Source organism: Streptococcus sanguinis, from assembly GCF_050234405.1.
Classification (GTDB): Bacteria; Bacillota; Bacilli; order Lactobacillales; family Streptococcaceae; genus Streptococcus; species Streptococcus sanguinis_W.
On record NZ_CP092117.1, the window covers coordinates 2,212,501 to 2,226,119 of the forward strand.

Annotated in this window: 17 protein-coding genes, 1 tRNA gene and 2 rRNA genes (1 of these 20 running past the window's edge); all 20 read right to left on the reverse strand. The window is 43.1% G+C overall.

Going from position 1 to position 13,619, the window contains the following annotated elements; all coding sequences use genetic code 11:
* Positions 1-1,460, reverse strand: a 23S ribosomal RNA gene (locus tag MFP28_RS10785); it reaches 1,441 nt to the left of the window's first position.
* Positions 1,461-1,587: 127 nt separating this feature from the next.
* Positions 1,588-1,660, reverse strand: a tRNA-Ala gene (locus MFP28_RS10790).
* Between the two features lie 64 nt (positions 1,661-1,724).
* A 16S ribosomal RNA gene (locus MFP28_RS10795) occupies positions 1,725-3,272 on the reverse strand.
* Together the 16S and 23S rRNA genes with 1 tRNA gene alongside form the textbook arrangement of a ribosomal RNA operon.
* Positions 3,273-3,507: 235 nt before the next feature.
* Positions 3,508-4,767, reverse strand: a complete 1,260-nt coding sequence (locus tag MFP28_RS10800) for a glutamate-cysteine ligase family protein (RefSeq protein WP_002907488.1) — start codon at positions 4,765-4,767, stop codon at positions 3,508-3,510.
* Between the two features lie 247 nt (positions 4,768-5,014).
* A complete protein-coding gene (gene rplQ, locus MFP28_RS10805; RefSeq protein WP_002894521.1) occupies positions 5,015-5,401 on the reverse strand; it encodes a 50S ribosomal protein L17 in 387 nt (128 codons plus the stop codon).
* An 11-nt stretch (positions 5,402-5,412) separates the two neighbouring features.
* Positions 5,413-6,351, reverse strand: coding sequence for a DNA-directed RNA polymerase subunit alpha (locus MFP28_RS10810; RefSeq protein WP_002894519.1), 939 nt, complete (start codon positions 6,349-6,351; stop codon positions 5,413-5,415).
* A gap of 45 nt (positions 6,352-6,396) precedes the next feature.
* Entirely contained in the window at positions 6,397-6,780 is a 384-nt protein-coding gene (rpsK, locus tag MFP28_RS10815) for a 30S ribosomal protein S11 (protein ID WP_001118385.1), read from the reverse strand.
* 19 nt (positions 6,781-6,799) lie between these two features.
* Positions 6,800-7,165, reverse strand: a complete 366-nt coding sequence (rpsM, locus tag MFP28_RS10820) for a 30S ribosomal protein S13 (RefSeq protein ID WP_002894516.1) — start codon at positions 7,163-7,165, stop codon at positions 6,800-6,802.
* 17 nt (positions 7,166-7,182) lie between these two features.
* Positions 7,183-7,299 (reverse strand): 50S ribosomal protein L36, encoded by a 117-nt coding sequence (gene rpmJ / locus MFP28_RS10825; protein WP_001808836.1) that lies wholly within the window; start codon positions 7,297-7,299, stop codon positions 7,183-7,185.
* A 22-nt stretch (positions 7,300-7,321) separates the two neighbouring features.
* The gene (gene infA / locus MFP28_RS10830) at positions 7,322-7,540 is read right to left on the reverse strand and encodes a translation initiation factor IF-1 (protein WP_001029883.1); all 219 of its coding nucleotides are present in this window, start codon (positions 7,538-7,540) and stop codon (positions 7,322-7,324) included.
* Between the two features lie 117 nt (positions 7,541-7,657).
* On the reverse strand, positions 7,658-8,296 hold the full coding sequence (locus MFP28_RS10835; RefSeq protein ID WP_002907492.1) for an adenylate kinase: 639 nt from the start codon (positions 8,294-8,296) through the stop codon (positions 7,658-7,660).
* A gap of 173 nt (positions 8,297-8,469) precedes the next feature.
* On the reverse strand, positions 8,470-9,777 hold the full coding sequence (secY, locus tag MFP28_RS10840; protein WP_002907494.1) for a preprotein translocase subunit SecY: 1,308 nt from the start codon (positions 9,775-9,777) through the stop codon (positions 8,470-8,472).
* 12 nt (positions 9,778-9,789) lie between these two features.
* Entirely contained in the window at positions 9,790-10,230 is a 441-nt protein-coding gene (gene rplO / locus MFP28_RS10845; protein WP_002901833.1) for a 50S ribosomal protein L15, read from the reverse strand.
* A 154-nt stretch (positions 10,231-10,384) separates the two neighbouring features.
* Positions 10,385-10,567 carry a 50S ribosomal protein L30 gene (rpmD, locus tag MFP28_RS10850; RefSeq protein WP_002894509.1) on the reverse strand — a complete coding sequence of 61 codons (183 nt, stop codon included), beginning with the start codon at positions 10,565-10,567 and terminating at the stop codon, positions 10,385-10,387.
* A gap of 13 nt (positions 10,568-10,580) precedes the next feature.
* Complete coding sequence (gene rpsE / locus MFP28_RS10855) at positions 10,581-11,075, reverse strand: 30S ribosomal protein S5 (protein ID WP_002894506.1); 495 nt, start codon at positions 11,073-11,075, stop codon at positions 10,581-10,583.
* Positions 11,076-11,092: 17 nt separating this feature from the next.
* Positions 11,093-11,449 carry a 50S ribosomal protein L18 gene (rplR, locus tag MFP28_RS10860; RefSeq protein WP_009659213.1) on the reverse strand — a complete coding sequence of 119 codons (357 nt, stop codon included), beginning with the start codon at positions 11,447-11,449 and terminating at the stop codon, positions 11,093-11,095.
* 85 nt (positions 11,450-11,534) lie between these two features.
* On the reverse strand, positions 11,535-12,071 hold the full coding sequence (gene rplF, locus MFP28_RS10865) for a 50S ribosomal protein L6 (protein ID WP_002894503.1): 537 nt from the start codon (positions 12,069-12,071) through the stop codon (positions 11,535-11,537).
* 189 nt (positions 12,072-12,260) lie between these two features.
* Positions 12,261-12,659: a 30S ribosomal protein S8 gene (gene rpsH, locus MFP28_RS10870; protein ID WP_002898725.1), complete on the reverse strand. Its 399-nt coding sequence runs from the start codon at positions 12,657-12,659 to the stop codon at positions 12,261-12,263.
* 213 nt (positions 12,660-12,872) lie between these two features.
* Entirely contained in the window at positions 12,873-13,058 is a 186-nt protein-coding gene (locus tag MFP28_RS10875) for a type Z 30S ribosomal protein S14 (RefSeq protein WP_001085697.1), read from the reverse strand.
* Positions 13,059-13,075: 17 nt separating this feature from the next.
* Positions 13,076-13,618 carry a 50S ribosomal protein L5 gene (gene rplE / locus MFP28_RS10880; RefSeq protein WP_002894499.1) on the reverse strand — a complete coding sequence of 181 codons (543 nt, stop codon included), beginning with the start codon at positions 13,616-13,618 and terminating at the stop codon, positions 13,076-13,078.
* Position 13,619: the final 1 nt, after the last annotated feature.

A 13,619-nucleotide genomic window follows, 5' to 3' on the forward strand; every position in this document is an offset into this window, starting at 1 on the left:
TGCGTCCCTCCATCACTTCATACTCTAGTACAGGAATCTCAACCTGTTGGCCATCGGATACACCTTTCGGTCTCTCCTTAGGTCCCGACTAACCCAGGGCGGACGAGCCTTCCCCTGGAAACCTTAGTCTTACGGTGGACAGGATTCTCACCTGTCTTGCGCTACTCATACCGGCATTCTCACTTCTATGCGTTCCAGCGCTCCTCACGGTACACCTTCTCCACACATAGAACGCTCTCCTACCATACCTATAAAAGGTATCCACAGCTTCGGTAAATTGTTTTAGCCCCGGTACATTTTCGGCGCAGGGTCACTCGACTAGTGAGCTATTACGCACTCTTTGAATGAATAGCTGCTTCTAAGCTAACATCCTAGTTGTCTGTGCAACCCCACATCCTTTTCCACTTAACAATTATTTTGGGACCTTAGCTGGTGGTCTGGGCTGTTTCCCTTTCGACTACGGATCTTAGCACTCGCAGTCTGACTGCCGACCATAATTCATTGGCATTCGGAGTTTATCTGAGATTGGTAATCCGGGATGGACCCCTCACCCAAACAGTGCTCTACCTCCAAGAATCTTCATGTCGACGCTAGCCCTAAAGCTATTTCGGAGAGAACCAGCTATCTCCAAGTTCGTTTGGAATTTCTCCGCTACCCACAAGTCATCCAAGCACTTTTCAACGTGCCCTGGTTCGGTCCTCCAGTGCGTTTTACCGCACCTTCAACCTGCTCATGGGTAGGTCACATGGTTTCGGGTCTACATCATGATACTAAAACGCCCTATTCAGACTCGGTTTCCCTACGGCTCCGTCTCTTCAACTTAACCTCGCATCATAACGTAACTCGCCGGTTCATTCTACAAAAGGCACGCTCTCACCCATGAACGGGCTCGAACTTGTTGTAGGCACACGGTTTCAGGTTCTATTTCACTCCCCTCCCGGGGTGCTTTTCACCTTTCCCTCACGGTACTGGTTCACTATCGGTCACTAGGGAGTATTTAGGGTTGGGAGATGGTCCTCCCAGATTCCGACGGGATTTCACGTGTCCCGCCGTACTCAGGATACTGCTAGGTACAGAATCTATTTAAAATACGAGGCTCTTACTCTCTTTGGCAGACTTTCCCAAGTCATTCTTCTATAAATTCTGAGTCCACATTGCAGTCCTACAACCCCGAAGAGTAAACTCTTCGGTTTGCCCTCCTGCCTCTTCGCTCGCCGCTACTAAGGCAATCGCTTTTGCTTTCTCTTCCTGCAGCTACTTAGATGTTTCAGTTCACTGCGTCTTCCTCCTCATTCCCTTAACAGAAATGGGTAACAGGCATCAACCTGTTGGGTTCCCCCATTCGGACATCCCCGGATCAAGTGCTTACTTACAGCTCCCCGAGGCATTTCGTCGTTTGTCACGTCCTTCATCGGCTCCTAGTGCCAAGGCATCCACCGTGCGCCCTTACTAACTTAACCTTATTTTTGACCTTTCAGTCTTAAACTCATTAATATTCACAGCGTTTTCGGTTTATTTTCTTGTTACTATTTGATATCGGTATTCAATTTTCAATGGACAAGTTCTTTATCTAGTCAAACTAGATAATGGAGCCTAGCGGGATCGAACCGCTGACCTCCTGCGTGCAAAGCAGGCGCTCTCCCAGCTGAGCTAAGGCCCCACATAGCCCTCTCAAAACTAAACAAGACTCAAGTGCATTCCGTGTGTCCTTACGGACTCCTTAGAAAGGAGGTGATCCAGCCGCACCTTCCGATACGGCTACCTTGTTACGACTTCACCCCAATCATCTATCCCACCTTAGGCGGCTGGCTCCTTACGGTTACCTCACCGACTTCGGGTGTTACAAACTCTCGTGGTGTGACGGGCGGTGTGTACAAGGCCCGGGAACGTATTCACCGCGGCGTGCTGATCCGCGATTACTAGCGATTCCGACTTCATGTAGGCGAGTTGCAGCCTACAATCCGAACTGAGACTGGCTTTCAGAGATTAGCTTGCCGTCACCGGCTTGCGACTCGTTGTACCAGCCATTGTAGCACGTGTGTAGCCCAGGTCATAAGGGGCATGATGATTTGACGTCATCCCCACCTTCCTCCGGTTTATTACCGGCAGTCTCGCTAGAGTGCCCAACTCAATGATGGCAACTAACAATAGGGGTTGCGCTCGTTGCGGGACTTAACCCAACATCTCACGACACGAGCTGACGACAACCATGCACCACCTGTCACCTCTGTCCCGAAGGAAAACTCTATCTCTAGAGCGGTCAGAGGGATGTCAAGACCTGGTAAGGTTCTTCGCGTTGCTTCGAATTAAACCACATGCTCCACCGCTTGTGCGGGCCCCCGTCAATTCCTTTGAGTTTCAACCTTGCGGTCGTACTCCCCAGGCGGAGTGCTTAATGCGTTAGCTGCGGCACTAAGCCCCGGAAAGGGCCTAACACCTAGCACTCATCGTTTACGGCGTGGACTACCAGGGTATCTAATCCTGTTTGCTCCCCACGCTTTCGAGCCTCAGCGTCAGTTACAGACCAGAGAGCCGCTTTCGCCACCGGTGTTCCTCCATATATCTACGCATTTCACCGCTACACATGGAATTCCACTCTCCCCTTCTGCACTCAAGTTAAACAGTTTCCAAAGCATACTATGGTTAAGCCACAGCCTTTAACTTCAGACTTATCTAACCGCCTGCGCTCGCTTTACGCCCAATAAATCCGGACAACGCTCGGGACCTACGTATTACCGCGGCTGCTGGCACGTAGTTAGCCGTCCCTTTCTGGTAAGATACCGTCACAGTGTGAACTTTCCACTCTCACACCCGTTCTTCTCTTACAACAGAGCTTTACGATCCGAAAACCTTCTTCACTCACGCGGCGTTGCTCGGTCAGGGTTCCCCCCATTGCCGAAGATTCCCTACTGCTGCCTCCCGTAGGAGTCTGGGCCGTGTCTCAGTCCCAGTGTGGCCGATCACCCTCTCAGGTCGGCTATGTATCGTCGCCTTGGTGAGCCGTTACCTCACCAACTAGCTAATACAACGCAGGTCCATCTGGTAGTGATGCAATTGCATCTTTCAATTAATTATCATGCGATAATTAATATCATGCGGTATTAGCTATCGTTTCCAATAGTTATCCCCCGCTACCAGGCAGGTTACCTACGCGTTACTCACCCGTTCGCAACTCATCCAAGAAGAGCAAGCTCCTCTCTTCAGCGTTCTACTTGCATGTATTAGGCACGCCGCCAGCGTTCGTCCTGAGCCAGGATCAAACTCTCATTAAAAAGTTTGAGTTCGCACTCATTACTGTCCACTGACAGATTTATTTTCTCGTTTTTTTGACAGGTTACATATCTCTATGTCACCCTGCACTTGGTTCGTCTTGTTCAGTTTTCAAAGGGCTTTGTCTTTCGCGACAACTATATTAGTATATCACCTATACCCTAACCCTGTCAATACCTTTTTTGAAAAAAATTAAAAGTTTTCTAGAATTTTTTATTCATCAGAGGCTAACCTCTATTAAAGAGAGGGAAGATAAGCTTCCTCACCTAGTTGACGTGCTATTAAACCAGCTCTCCCCAGCTGAAGCAAAGTTTTTGTGAATTCATAAATATGCTCTCTTTCACTTGAAGACAACTCTTTTTTGGAAAACTTTCTTCTTAAAGCTTTGTAATCCCGACCTTCCTCCTGAAAGAAGGGAGCGTTTTGTAAATAGGCTTTCACATTTTCCAAGTTTTCTAAAATACCAAGATGAAAAGCGGCAGAAGCAAAAGTTTTATCAAAAGGCTGGGTGCAGACGCTCCGAAACTCTACTGTCCCCCGTGTCGTCAAATCTTGATACTGGTAACTTCTGTGATTCTTGAAGTCCGCTTCCCTTGGAGTCAAGTTTACTTTTTCACCTGAAAGGCTATAAGCCTCAATAGTTTTCTGACTCATGTATTCATTAGCAGCAATCGGATAGAAATAGTAGGATTTACCTTCCCGTTCAGCAGTGAAAACCGCTGATTTACTAAGATAAGTAAAAAAATCATCTTCAGTTTGAAAATCTTTCGAATTCACACCCGCATTTTCCTGTAAAATGCCATGCATTGATTGCTCCCAGAAAATATCCCGAGCTATTTTTGTATCCCAAGAAGAATCAGAAAACTCTGAATTGGCAAAGAGGTATGCCTTGGCAGCTTCAATTTGATTGAAGACATTGATAACAGTTAAATAATTTTCTCTTGAAACATCTAACTGCACCTGACTCCCACAAATAAAAGCACCATATTCTGGATAATTGTGCAGACCATCCATGTTCTTTCCCATAGCTAAATACTGCATCAGCATTTCATATCTTGGATACTTAACTGGACTATTATCATTTTCTGCCCAGAAAGGATGAATTCCTTTACCTTGAATTTCATGGTTTTCTTTGCGTAGAATTGCCTGAATAATGCTCAGATAGTTCTTAAAACGCTCTTCAACTTCTTGAATTCTGCTAGCCTTGGCAAAAGCAAATTCCAAAGTATTGTAAGAGACCTCAAAAAGAATCCTGTCTTCATTTTTAGTAGATTTCAGTTGGATAGGATTCCCGTCTCTGTCAAATCGTTCCGACTCAAAATCATACTCTTCCAACAGACGTTTCAAGAGATTTTTTGCAACATTTGTATCAGTCGCTCCGCCCTGGCTATTGACAATAGGAAATTCTAACTCAATGCCAATGTAGACAGTTGGATTTTCTTTGATATTCTTTAAATAGCGTTCTTTTAAAATTTGGATTGAATCAGTCATTTCCATTTCCTATAAATTTTTGATAGTGTTAAAGTATTATAACAAAATTTCAGGTATTTTCCTAGCCTCATGCAAAAACGCCTGCTTACGAAATTGTTTTTGCCTTAAAAGCAATTTCGTAAACAAGCGTCTACCTATTATCAACTATATGATGAGTGTTCCCGCTAGGAAAGAATCCTAGCGGTAGACCAGAGCTAGACTAAGAATAGAGATTCTATTCCATCATCATAACACTCAACAAAGATTGATGATCTTAAACTAATTCGATGATTGCCATTGGCGCAGCATCTCCACGGCGCGGTTCAGTTTTCAGGATACGAGTATATCCACCGTTGCGCTCTGCATAGCGTGGTGCAATCTCAGAGAACAATTTTTGAAGAGCAGTAGTTGTAGTATACTTTTCTGTTGCTTCATCATAGTTTTCTGATGCGATTTCATTACGTACAAAAGCTGCAGCTTGACGACGAGCGTGCAAGTCTCCACGTTTGCCCAATGTAATCATTTTTTCTACTGTTTTACGGATTTCTTTAGCACGAGCTTCAGTTGTCACGATTGATTCGTTGATCAGCAAATCAGTAGTCAAATCGCGAAGCATCGCTTTACGTTGCGAGCTAGTGCGTCCTAGTTTACGGTAAGCCATGTATTCCTCCTTTATTTATCGTTTTTTAACCCCAGACCGAGATCAGCAAGTTTAACTTTTACTTCTTCCAGACTCTTGCGTCCCAAGTTACGAACTTTCATCATTTCAGGCTCAGATTTTTCTGTCAAATCAAATACAGTATTGATACCTGCACGTTTCAAACAGTTGTATGAGCGAACTGACAAATCTAATTCTTCGATGGTCCGTTCCAAAATGCGGTCATCAGAAGTCTTTTCTGCTTCCTTCATAACGTCTGCAGCGATAGCTACTTCTGTCAGATTAGTGAAGAGATTCAAATGTTCCGTAAGGATGCGGGCTGAAAGTCCCAAAGCATCTTCTGGAATAATTGTTCCATTCGTTAAAATTTCAAGGGTTAGTTTGTCAAAACCATCGTTGCTACCAACACGAGCTGGCTCAACCTGGTAATTAACTTTTGTCACAGGCGTATAGATAGAATCCACCGCAAGTGTTCCCACTGGTGCATCATCTTTCTTATTTTCATCAGCAGGCACATAACCACGGCCGCTGTTAACAGTCATCGTTGCCTTAAAGCTTGCGCCTTCTCCGATTGTAAAGAGATAATGATCAGGGTTTATAATTTCAATATCACTGTCTGTCAAAATGTCTCCGGCAGTTACTTCTGCTGGTCCTTCAACATCCAGTTCAATAATCTTTTCGTCTTGGACGTAAGATTTTACAGCAATCCCTTTGACGTTCAGAATAATTTGCATCACGTCTTCGCGGACACCGGAAATTGTATCAAACTCGTGCAAAACACCTTCAATATTAATTGAAGTAACAGCAGCACCTGGAAGTGAAGCCAAAAGCACACGGCGAAGAGAATTTCCCAGTGTTGTACCATAACCACGCTCAAGCGGCTCTACTACAAACTTGCCATAATCTTTATTTTCATCAATTTTTGTTATATTTGGTTTTTCAAACTCAATCATTTGCTATACTCCCTCTTAAACGAAAAGCAGTGTAACGGTTGGTGATTATACACGGCGACGTTTTGGAGGACGAGCACCATTGTGTGGTACAGGAGTCACATCACGAATAGCTGTTACTTCAAGACCAGCGGCAGCAAGAGCACGAATAGCAGACTCACGACCAGAACCTGGACCTTTTACAGTAACTTCAACTGATTTCAGACCGTGTTCCTGTGCAGATTTAGCAGCTGCTTCAGATGCCATTTGGGCAGCAAATGGTGTAGATTTACGAGAACCTTTAAATCCAAGAGCTCCAGCAGATGACCAAGCAATCGCGTTACCATGCACATCAGTAATCATAACAATAGTGTTATTAAATGTAGCGTGAATATGAGCAATACCGGATTCGATATTTTTCTTCACACGACGTTTACGTGTTGGTTTAGCCAAGACTTTTTACCTCCTTATATTATTTTTTCTTACCTGCAATCGCAACAGCTTTACCTTTACGAGTGCGGGCGTTATTTTTAGTGTTTTGTCCACGGACAGGAAGTCCACGACGGTGACGGATTCCACGGTATGAACCGATTTCCATCAAACGCTTGATGTTCAAGTTTACTTCACGACGAAGGTCACCTTCAACTTTAATCGCATCTACTTCACGACGGATAGCGTCTTCTTGTTCGATTGTAAGATCTTTTACACGGATGTCTTCTGAAACTCCAGCAGCTGCCAAGATTTTCTTAGAAGTTGGAAGTCCGATACCGTACACATAAGTCAGTGAAACGACTACACGTTTGTCATTTGGAATGTCAACTCCAGCAATACGAGCCATTTTTTCTCCTTTCTATCTTATCCTTGACGTTGTTTGTGTTTTGGATTTGCTGGGCAAATTACCATAACACGACCATTACGACGAATAACTTTGCAGTATTCGCAAATTGGTTTGACCGATGGTCTTACTTTCATTTTTTCCCTCCAAGTTTTTCGATTATTTAAAGCGGTATGTGATCCGTCCACGTGTCAAATCATAAGGACTCATTTCTACAGTCACACGGTCTCCCGCTAAAATACGAATATAGTTTTTACGAATTTTACCAGAAACTGTTGCTAAAATCTGATGTCCATTTTCAAGTTCAACCGTAAACATTGCATTAGGCATTGTATCAACTACCTTGCCTTCAACCTCAATCACATCGTCTTTTGCCACGCAAAAGTACCTCCATAAATTTCGATTTGATCCCTCTGAGCACAGAGGTAACAATTATAAGTCAGACTAATTCATTGTATCACTACTTGTCAAATATTGCAAGCAGGAAAAACGCTTTTATTTCAAATTTGTCAAGACTTTTTCGATAGCTGAGAAGACATCATTAATATCTTGATTTCCTTGAATATCATGGACCAGACCTTTGCTGCGATAGTGATCAATAATCGGCTGACCTTGTGCGATATTAACATCCAAACGACGTTTAACCGTCTCAGGCTTATCATCTTCACGCTGGTAATAATCCTCTTCTTTGTAGTCTGCTGGCGGATTGAAGACCTTGTGGAAGGTTTCGCCTGTTTCACGATGGATAATCCGACCGCTCAAACGCTCCAGTAAACAATTAGGATCTACTTCGATATTGATAACGCCATCCAAAGCCAAATCAAGCTCTGTCAGAGTTTGGTCCAAGGCATGTGCTTGTTCAATCGTACGTGGGTAACCATCCAACAAGAAACCTGTTTCTTTGATGTCGTCCTGTGAAAGGCGTTCTTTAACGATTCCGTTTGTGACTTCATCTGGCACCAACTCGCCCTTGTCAATATAGGACTTGGCTAAAACGCCCATCTCTGTTTGGTTAGCAATCGCCGCACGGAACATATCTCCAGTTGAAATATGTGCAACATTGAAGCGCTCAACGATTTTAGCAGCTTGAGTTCCTTTACCAGCACCTGGTAAGCCCATAATCAAAAGATTCATGATTGGTCTCCTTTTTTGTTTTTAAAGCAATCTATTAAACCGATTAATAAACTCGTTTAAAAACAAAATAGAAGGGGGTGAGTCTACTCTGTCCCCTTTTATTTTGTTTATTTTCGGTTCAAGAAAGGTTATCTGAACAGGCTTCTCATTAGAAAAGCTATTCAAAAGTTCCCTTACTCTGAAGTATCCATAAAGCCGACATACTTTCTCTTCAGCAGGTAGCCTTCTAGCTGTTTCATTCCCTCAATACCAGTTGAGATGATGATTAAGAGACTGGTTCCTCCAAGAGCAACGGCATCTGTCAATCCAAATACATCTTTAGCCAAGATAGGCAGGATAGAAATGAAACCTAAGAAGAGAGATCCAACTGTTGCCAAACGACGCAGCAGCTTAGACATGTAGTCTTCTGTTCCTTTACCAGGACGAACACCTGGAATGTAGGCTCCGCTCTTTTGCAGATTTTCTGCTGTCTTCTCTGGATTAATCTGTACAAAAGTATAGAAGAATGTAAAGAGGACAATCAGGAAGGCGTACATGAACATACCACTAATGGTCGTTGTTGCCAAAAGTGACTGAGCTGTCTTAACCCAATCTGCGTCATAGCCCAAGGCACTGACAACTTGGAAAATCGCTGCCGGTGCAGCTGTAATCGAGCTGGCAAAGATTACTGGAATAACCCCAGCTGGATTGACTTTCAGTGGTAGATAGGAGCTAGAAGGTGCACCCTTCGCTACTTTCGTATACTGAACTGGAATTTTATATTCAGCCTGCTGTACAAAGGTTGTAAAGTAAATGATAAGCAGGACTGCTACAATCAGAATTCCTACAAAAATGAAAGATGAAGTCAAACGATCACTAGGAATATTGACAAAGTAATCTTCATAAATACCTTTAATCATATCAGGGATAGCTGAAACGATACCAGCAAAGATGATCATGGAAACGCCATTTCCGTAACCCTTGTCTGTAATCTGCTCACCCAGCCAAGTTACAATCATTGAACCAGTTGCTAGAAGAACGCAAATCAAAGCGTAGGTCTGAACATTAGGATTGGCAACCAGATTAGCTCTTGAGAGAGTATCAAAACCAGCGGTAATCCCAATTGCCTGCACAAAGGCCAAAACTAGGGCGATATAACGAGTCGCTTGATTCAGCTTCCTCCGTCCCACTTCCCCTTGCTTGCCCCACTCTACAAACTTCGGAAGCAAGTCCATTTGCAGCAGCTGAACAACGATCGAAGCTGTGATATAAGGACTGACCCCAAGTGCAAAGACAGAGAAGTTGCGCATGGCGTTACCAGAGACCAAGCTCAGCATATTCAAGAATGGCAAATCATTCAAATTGCTTAAGGCTTTGGCATTAATCCCTGGAACCGTTATGGTTGTACCGATACGGAAAACTAAGATGATAAAAATCGTGAACAGAATCTTAGACCGTACCTGTTTGATTTTAAATGCGTCTTTTAATAGTTTGAAAAACATAGGTCACCTCGCTTAGATGACTTCCACTGAACCACCTTTAGCAGTGATAGCTTCTTCAGCTGATTTAGAGAATTTAGCTGCCTTAACAGTCAATTTCTTTGTCAATTCTCCGTTACCAAGAATCTTGATACCTGATTTTTCAGCTTTTACAATACCTGCTTCGATGAGAACAACTGGTGTTACTTCAGCGCCATCTTCAAAGGCGTTCAGTTGGTCAAGGTTAACAATCGCATATTCTTTGCGGTTGATGTTTAGGAAGCCGCGTTTTGGAAGACGACGGAACAATGGAGTTTGTCCACCTTCAAAACCAAGGCGAACGCCGCCACCGCTACGAGCTTTTTGACCTTTTTGACCACGGCCAGATGTTTTACCGTTACCAGATGAAGTACCACGACCAACACGGTTGCGGACTTTACGAGAACCTGCAGCAGGTTGTAATTCATGAAGTTTCATTATATTATTTCTCCTCTTTTGTAAAATGCTAGCGCTCATATAGGAGAAAAGGTGTCTCCTATATAAACTCGCCTATACATATATTTAGTTTTAGGGGCTGAGAAAATCCCATCCCCTAACGTATTTTAATTTAAAGTTGTTAAATCAGCAAAGCTTATTTAACTTCTTCAACAGTTACCAAGTGTGATACTGCAGTAATCATACCGCGTACTGCTGGATTATCTTCTTTGATAACTGAGCTGTTCAATTTGCCAAGTCCAAGTGCTACAACAGTTTTACGTTGTGACGGGATGCGTCCGATTGGAGACTTAGTCAAAGTAATTTTAATTTGAGCCATGTTATCCCCTTTCTTATGCCAAGTCAGAAACTGAAATACCACGAAGGGCAGCAACTTCTTCAGCGCGTTTTAATTGTTTCAAACCTTCAACAGTTGCGCGAACGATGTTGATTGGAGTGTTAGAGCCAAGAGATTTAGATGTAACATCTGCTACACCTGCCAATTCGATGACGGCACGAACCGCACCACCAGCAGCAACTCCAGAACCCTCAACAGCTGGCTTAAGCAATACTTTAGCTCCGCCAAATTCTGAAAGAACTTCGTGAGGAATTGTTGTGCCAACCATTGGTACTTCAATCAAATTCTTCTTCGCATCTTCAACTGCTTTGCGGATTGCTTCTGGTACTTCTTGGGCTTTACCAGTACCGAAACCAACACGACCATTGCGATCACCAACAACTACAAGAGCTGCAAAGCGAAGACGACGTCCACCTTTAACAACTTTTGTAACACGGTTGATGGCAACTAAACGTTCTTCAAGTTCAACTGCGTTGTCTTTAAATGCCATTTTCTAGTGTCCTCCTCTTAGAATTTCAATCCGTTTTCACGAGCTGCATCAGCCAAAGCTTTTACACGTCCGTGATAGAGATATCCACCGCGGTCGAAGACGACTTCAGAAATACCTTTAGCAACTGCACGTTCAGCAACGAGCTTACCAACAACAACGGCTTGTTCTGTTTTAGTTCCTTTTGAAACTTCTTTGTCAAGAGTTGAAGCGCTTGCGAGCGTTACACCCGCTACGTCATCAATCACTTGAGCGTAGATGCCTGTATTAGAACGGAATACGTTCAAACGTGGGCGATCAGCAGTTCCAGAGAGTTTTCCGCGAACGCGACGGTGGCGTTTTTGGCGGATTTTATTTTTATCTGGTTTCGTAATCACAATTTTCACCTCTTAATTTTAATCTTGTGCTTATGCACAACCTTGGGAAACAGCTTGTTTGGCTGAAAAAATCAGCCAGACAAGATTATTTACCAGTTTTACCTTCTTTACGGCGAACGAATTCACCAACGTAGCGGATACCTTTACCTTTGTATGGCTCTGGAGCACGCAGGCTACGTACGTAAGCTGCAGTTTGTCCAACTACTTCTTTTGAAATTCCGCTGACAACGATAGTTGTTGGGTTTGGAAGTTCAAAAGTGATGCCTTCTGGTGCTTCTACTTCGTCTGGATGAGATTTACCAACTGAAAGTACAAGCTTTTTGCCTTGAAGTTGTGCACGGTAACCAACCCCACGCATTTCAAGTTCTTTCTTGAATCCTTCTGATACACCAACAACCATGTTGTTCAAAAGGGCACGAGTTGTTCCGTGGATTGTTTTCATTTCTTTTGAATCGTTTGGACGGTGAAGAGTTACTTCAGTTCCTTCCACACGGATTTCAATATCTTTTGAGAACTCACGAGTCAGTTCTCCTTTAGGTCCTTTTACAGTTACAACGTTGTCTTTGTTGCTGATTTCAACACCAGCAGGCAACACGATAACTTTATTACCAATACGTGACATGTATATATTCTCCTGTTAGATTGTCAGGCCGCAAGCGACCAGTTTTCACGGGGCTTAAATCGATTTCTCGATTTAAAGGAACATTTAGGTTTCAATTTCAAAGTGAATCTAGGCATCATCTCGCAAGCATAACTTTGGGTTAGGCAAGAGACGATAACGAAGAGTCACAAAGAAATTGGGAGCTAAATATTACCAAACGTAAGCGATAACCTCACCACCAACATTCTTTTGGCGTGCTTCTTTATCAGTCAGCAAGCCTTCAGATGTTGAAAGGATAGCAATTCCAAGTCCGTTCAGAACTTTTGGAAGATCGTCGCGTTTCTTGTAAACACGCAGACCTGGTTTTGAAACGCGTTTCAAACCAGTGATAACTTTTTCACCATTTTGTCCGTATTTAAGGAATACACGGATGATGCCTTGTTTGTCATCTTCGATGATTTCAACGTTTTTCACGAAACCTTCACGCTTCAGGATTTCAGCGATCCCTTTTTTGATGTTTGATGCAGGCACTTCAAGCACTTCGTGGTTTGCTTGGTTAGCATTACGGATACGTGTCAGAAAGTCTGCAATTGGGTCAGTCATAACCATTTTATATTTCTCCTCTTACTAGTAGTTTGCAAGCTGCACTTGCTAGTTAATGATTGAGCTATGCTCAGATTGTATTGACACATTCGAATAAGATAACTCTTATTTGAACACGAGCTACAACCTGGGCAAAAAAGATAAATTTGTTTTGGAGCATCGCTCCTTCACCAAATTTCCTATTTTTGCTGTGGTTGTTACGCTCTTTGTATCATGATATTACCAAGAAGCTTTGGTAACGCCTGGGATTTGTCCTTTGTATGCTAATTCACGGAAGCAAACACGGCAAAGTTTAAACTTGCGGTAAACGGAATGTGGACGGCCACATTTTTCACAACGAGTATAAGCTTGCGTAGAGAACTTAGCTGGGCGTTTGTTCTTAGCAATCATTGATTTTTTAGCCATTTGTTTTACCTCCTATATTATTTTGCAAAAGGCATTCCAAGGCCTGTAAGCAATTCGCGTGACTCTTCGTCAGTGTTAGCAGTTGTTACGATAACGATGTCAAGACCGCGAGTCTTATCAACGTCATCAAAGTTGATTTCTGGGAAAATCAATTGTTCTTTCACACCAAGTGTGTAGTTTCCGCGTCCATCAAAAGATTTTGTTGGAACGCCGTGGAAGTCACGAACACGTGGAAGAGAAACTGAAACCAATTTATCCAAGAATTCATACATACGTTCGCCACGAAGGGTTACTTTAGCACCGATCGCTACACCTTCACGAAGACGGAAGCCGGCGATTGATTTTTTAGCTTTAGTGATAAGTGGTTTTTGACCTGAGATAAGAGCCAATTCTTCAGCAGCTTTTTCAAGGTTTTTAGCGTTTGATACAGCGTCACCGACACCCATGTTCAAAACGATTTTATCCACTTTTGGCACAGCCATAACAGATGAGTAGTTGAACTTTTCAGTCAAAGCAGGAACTACTTCTTTAAGATATTTTTCTTTTAAACGATTTGCCATT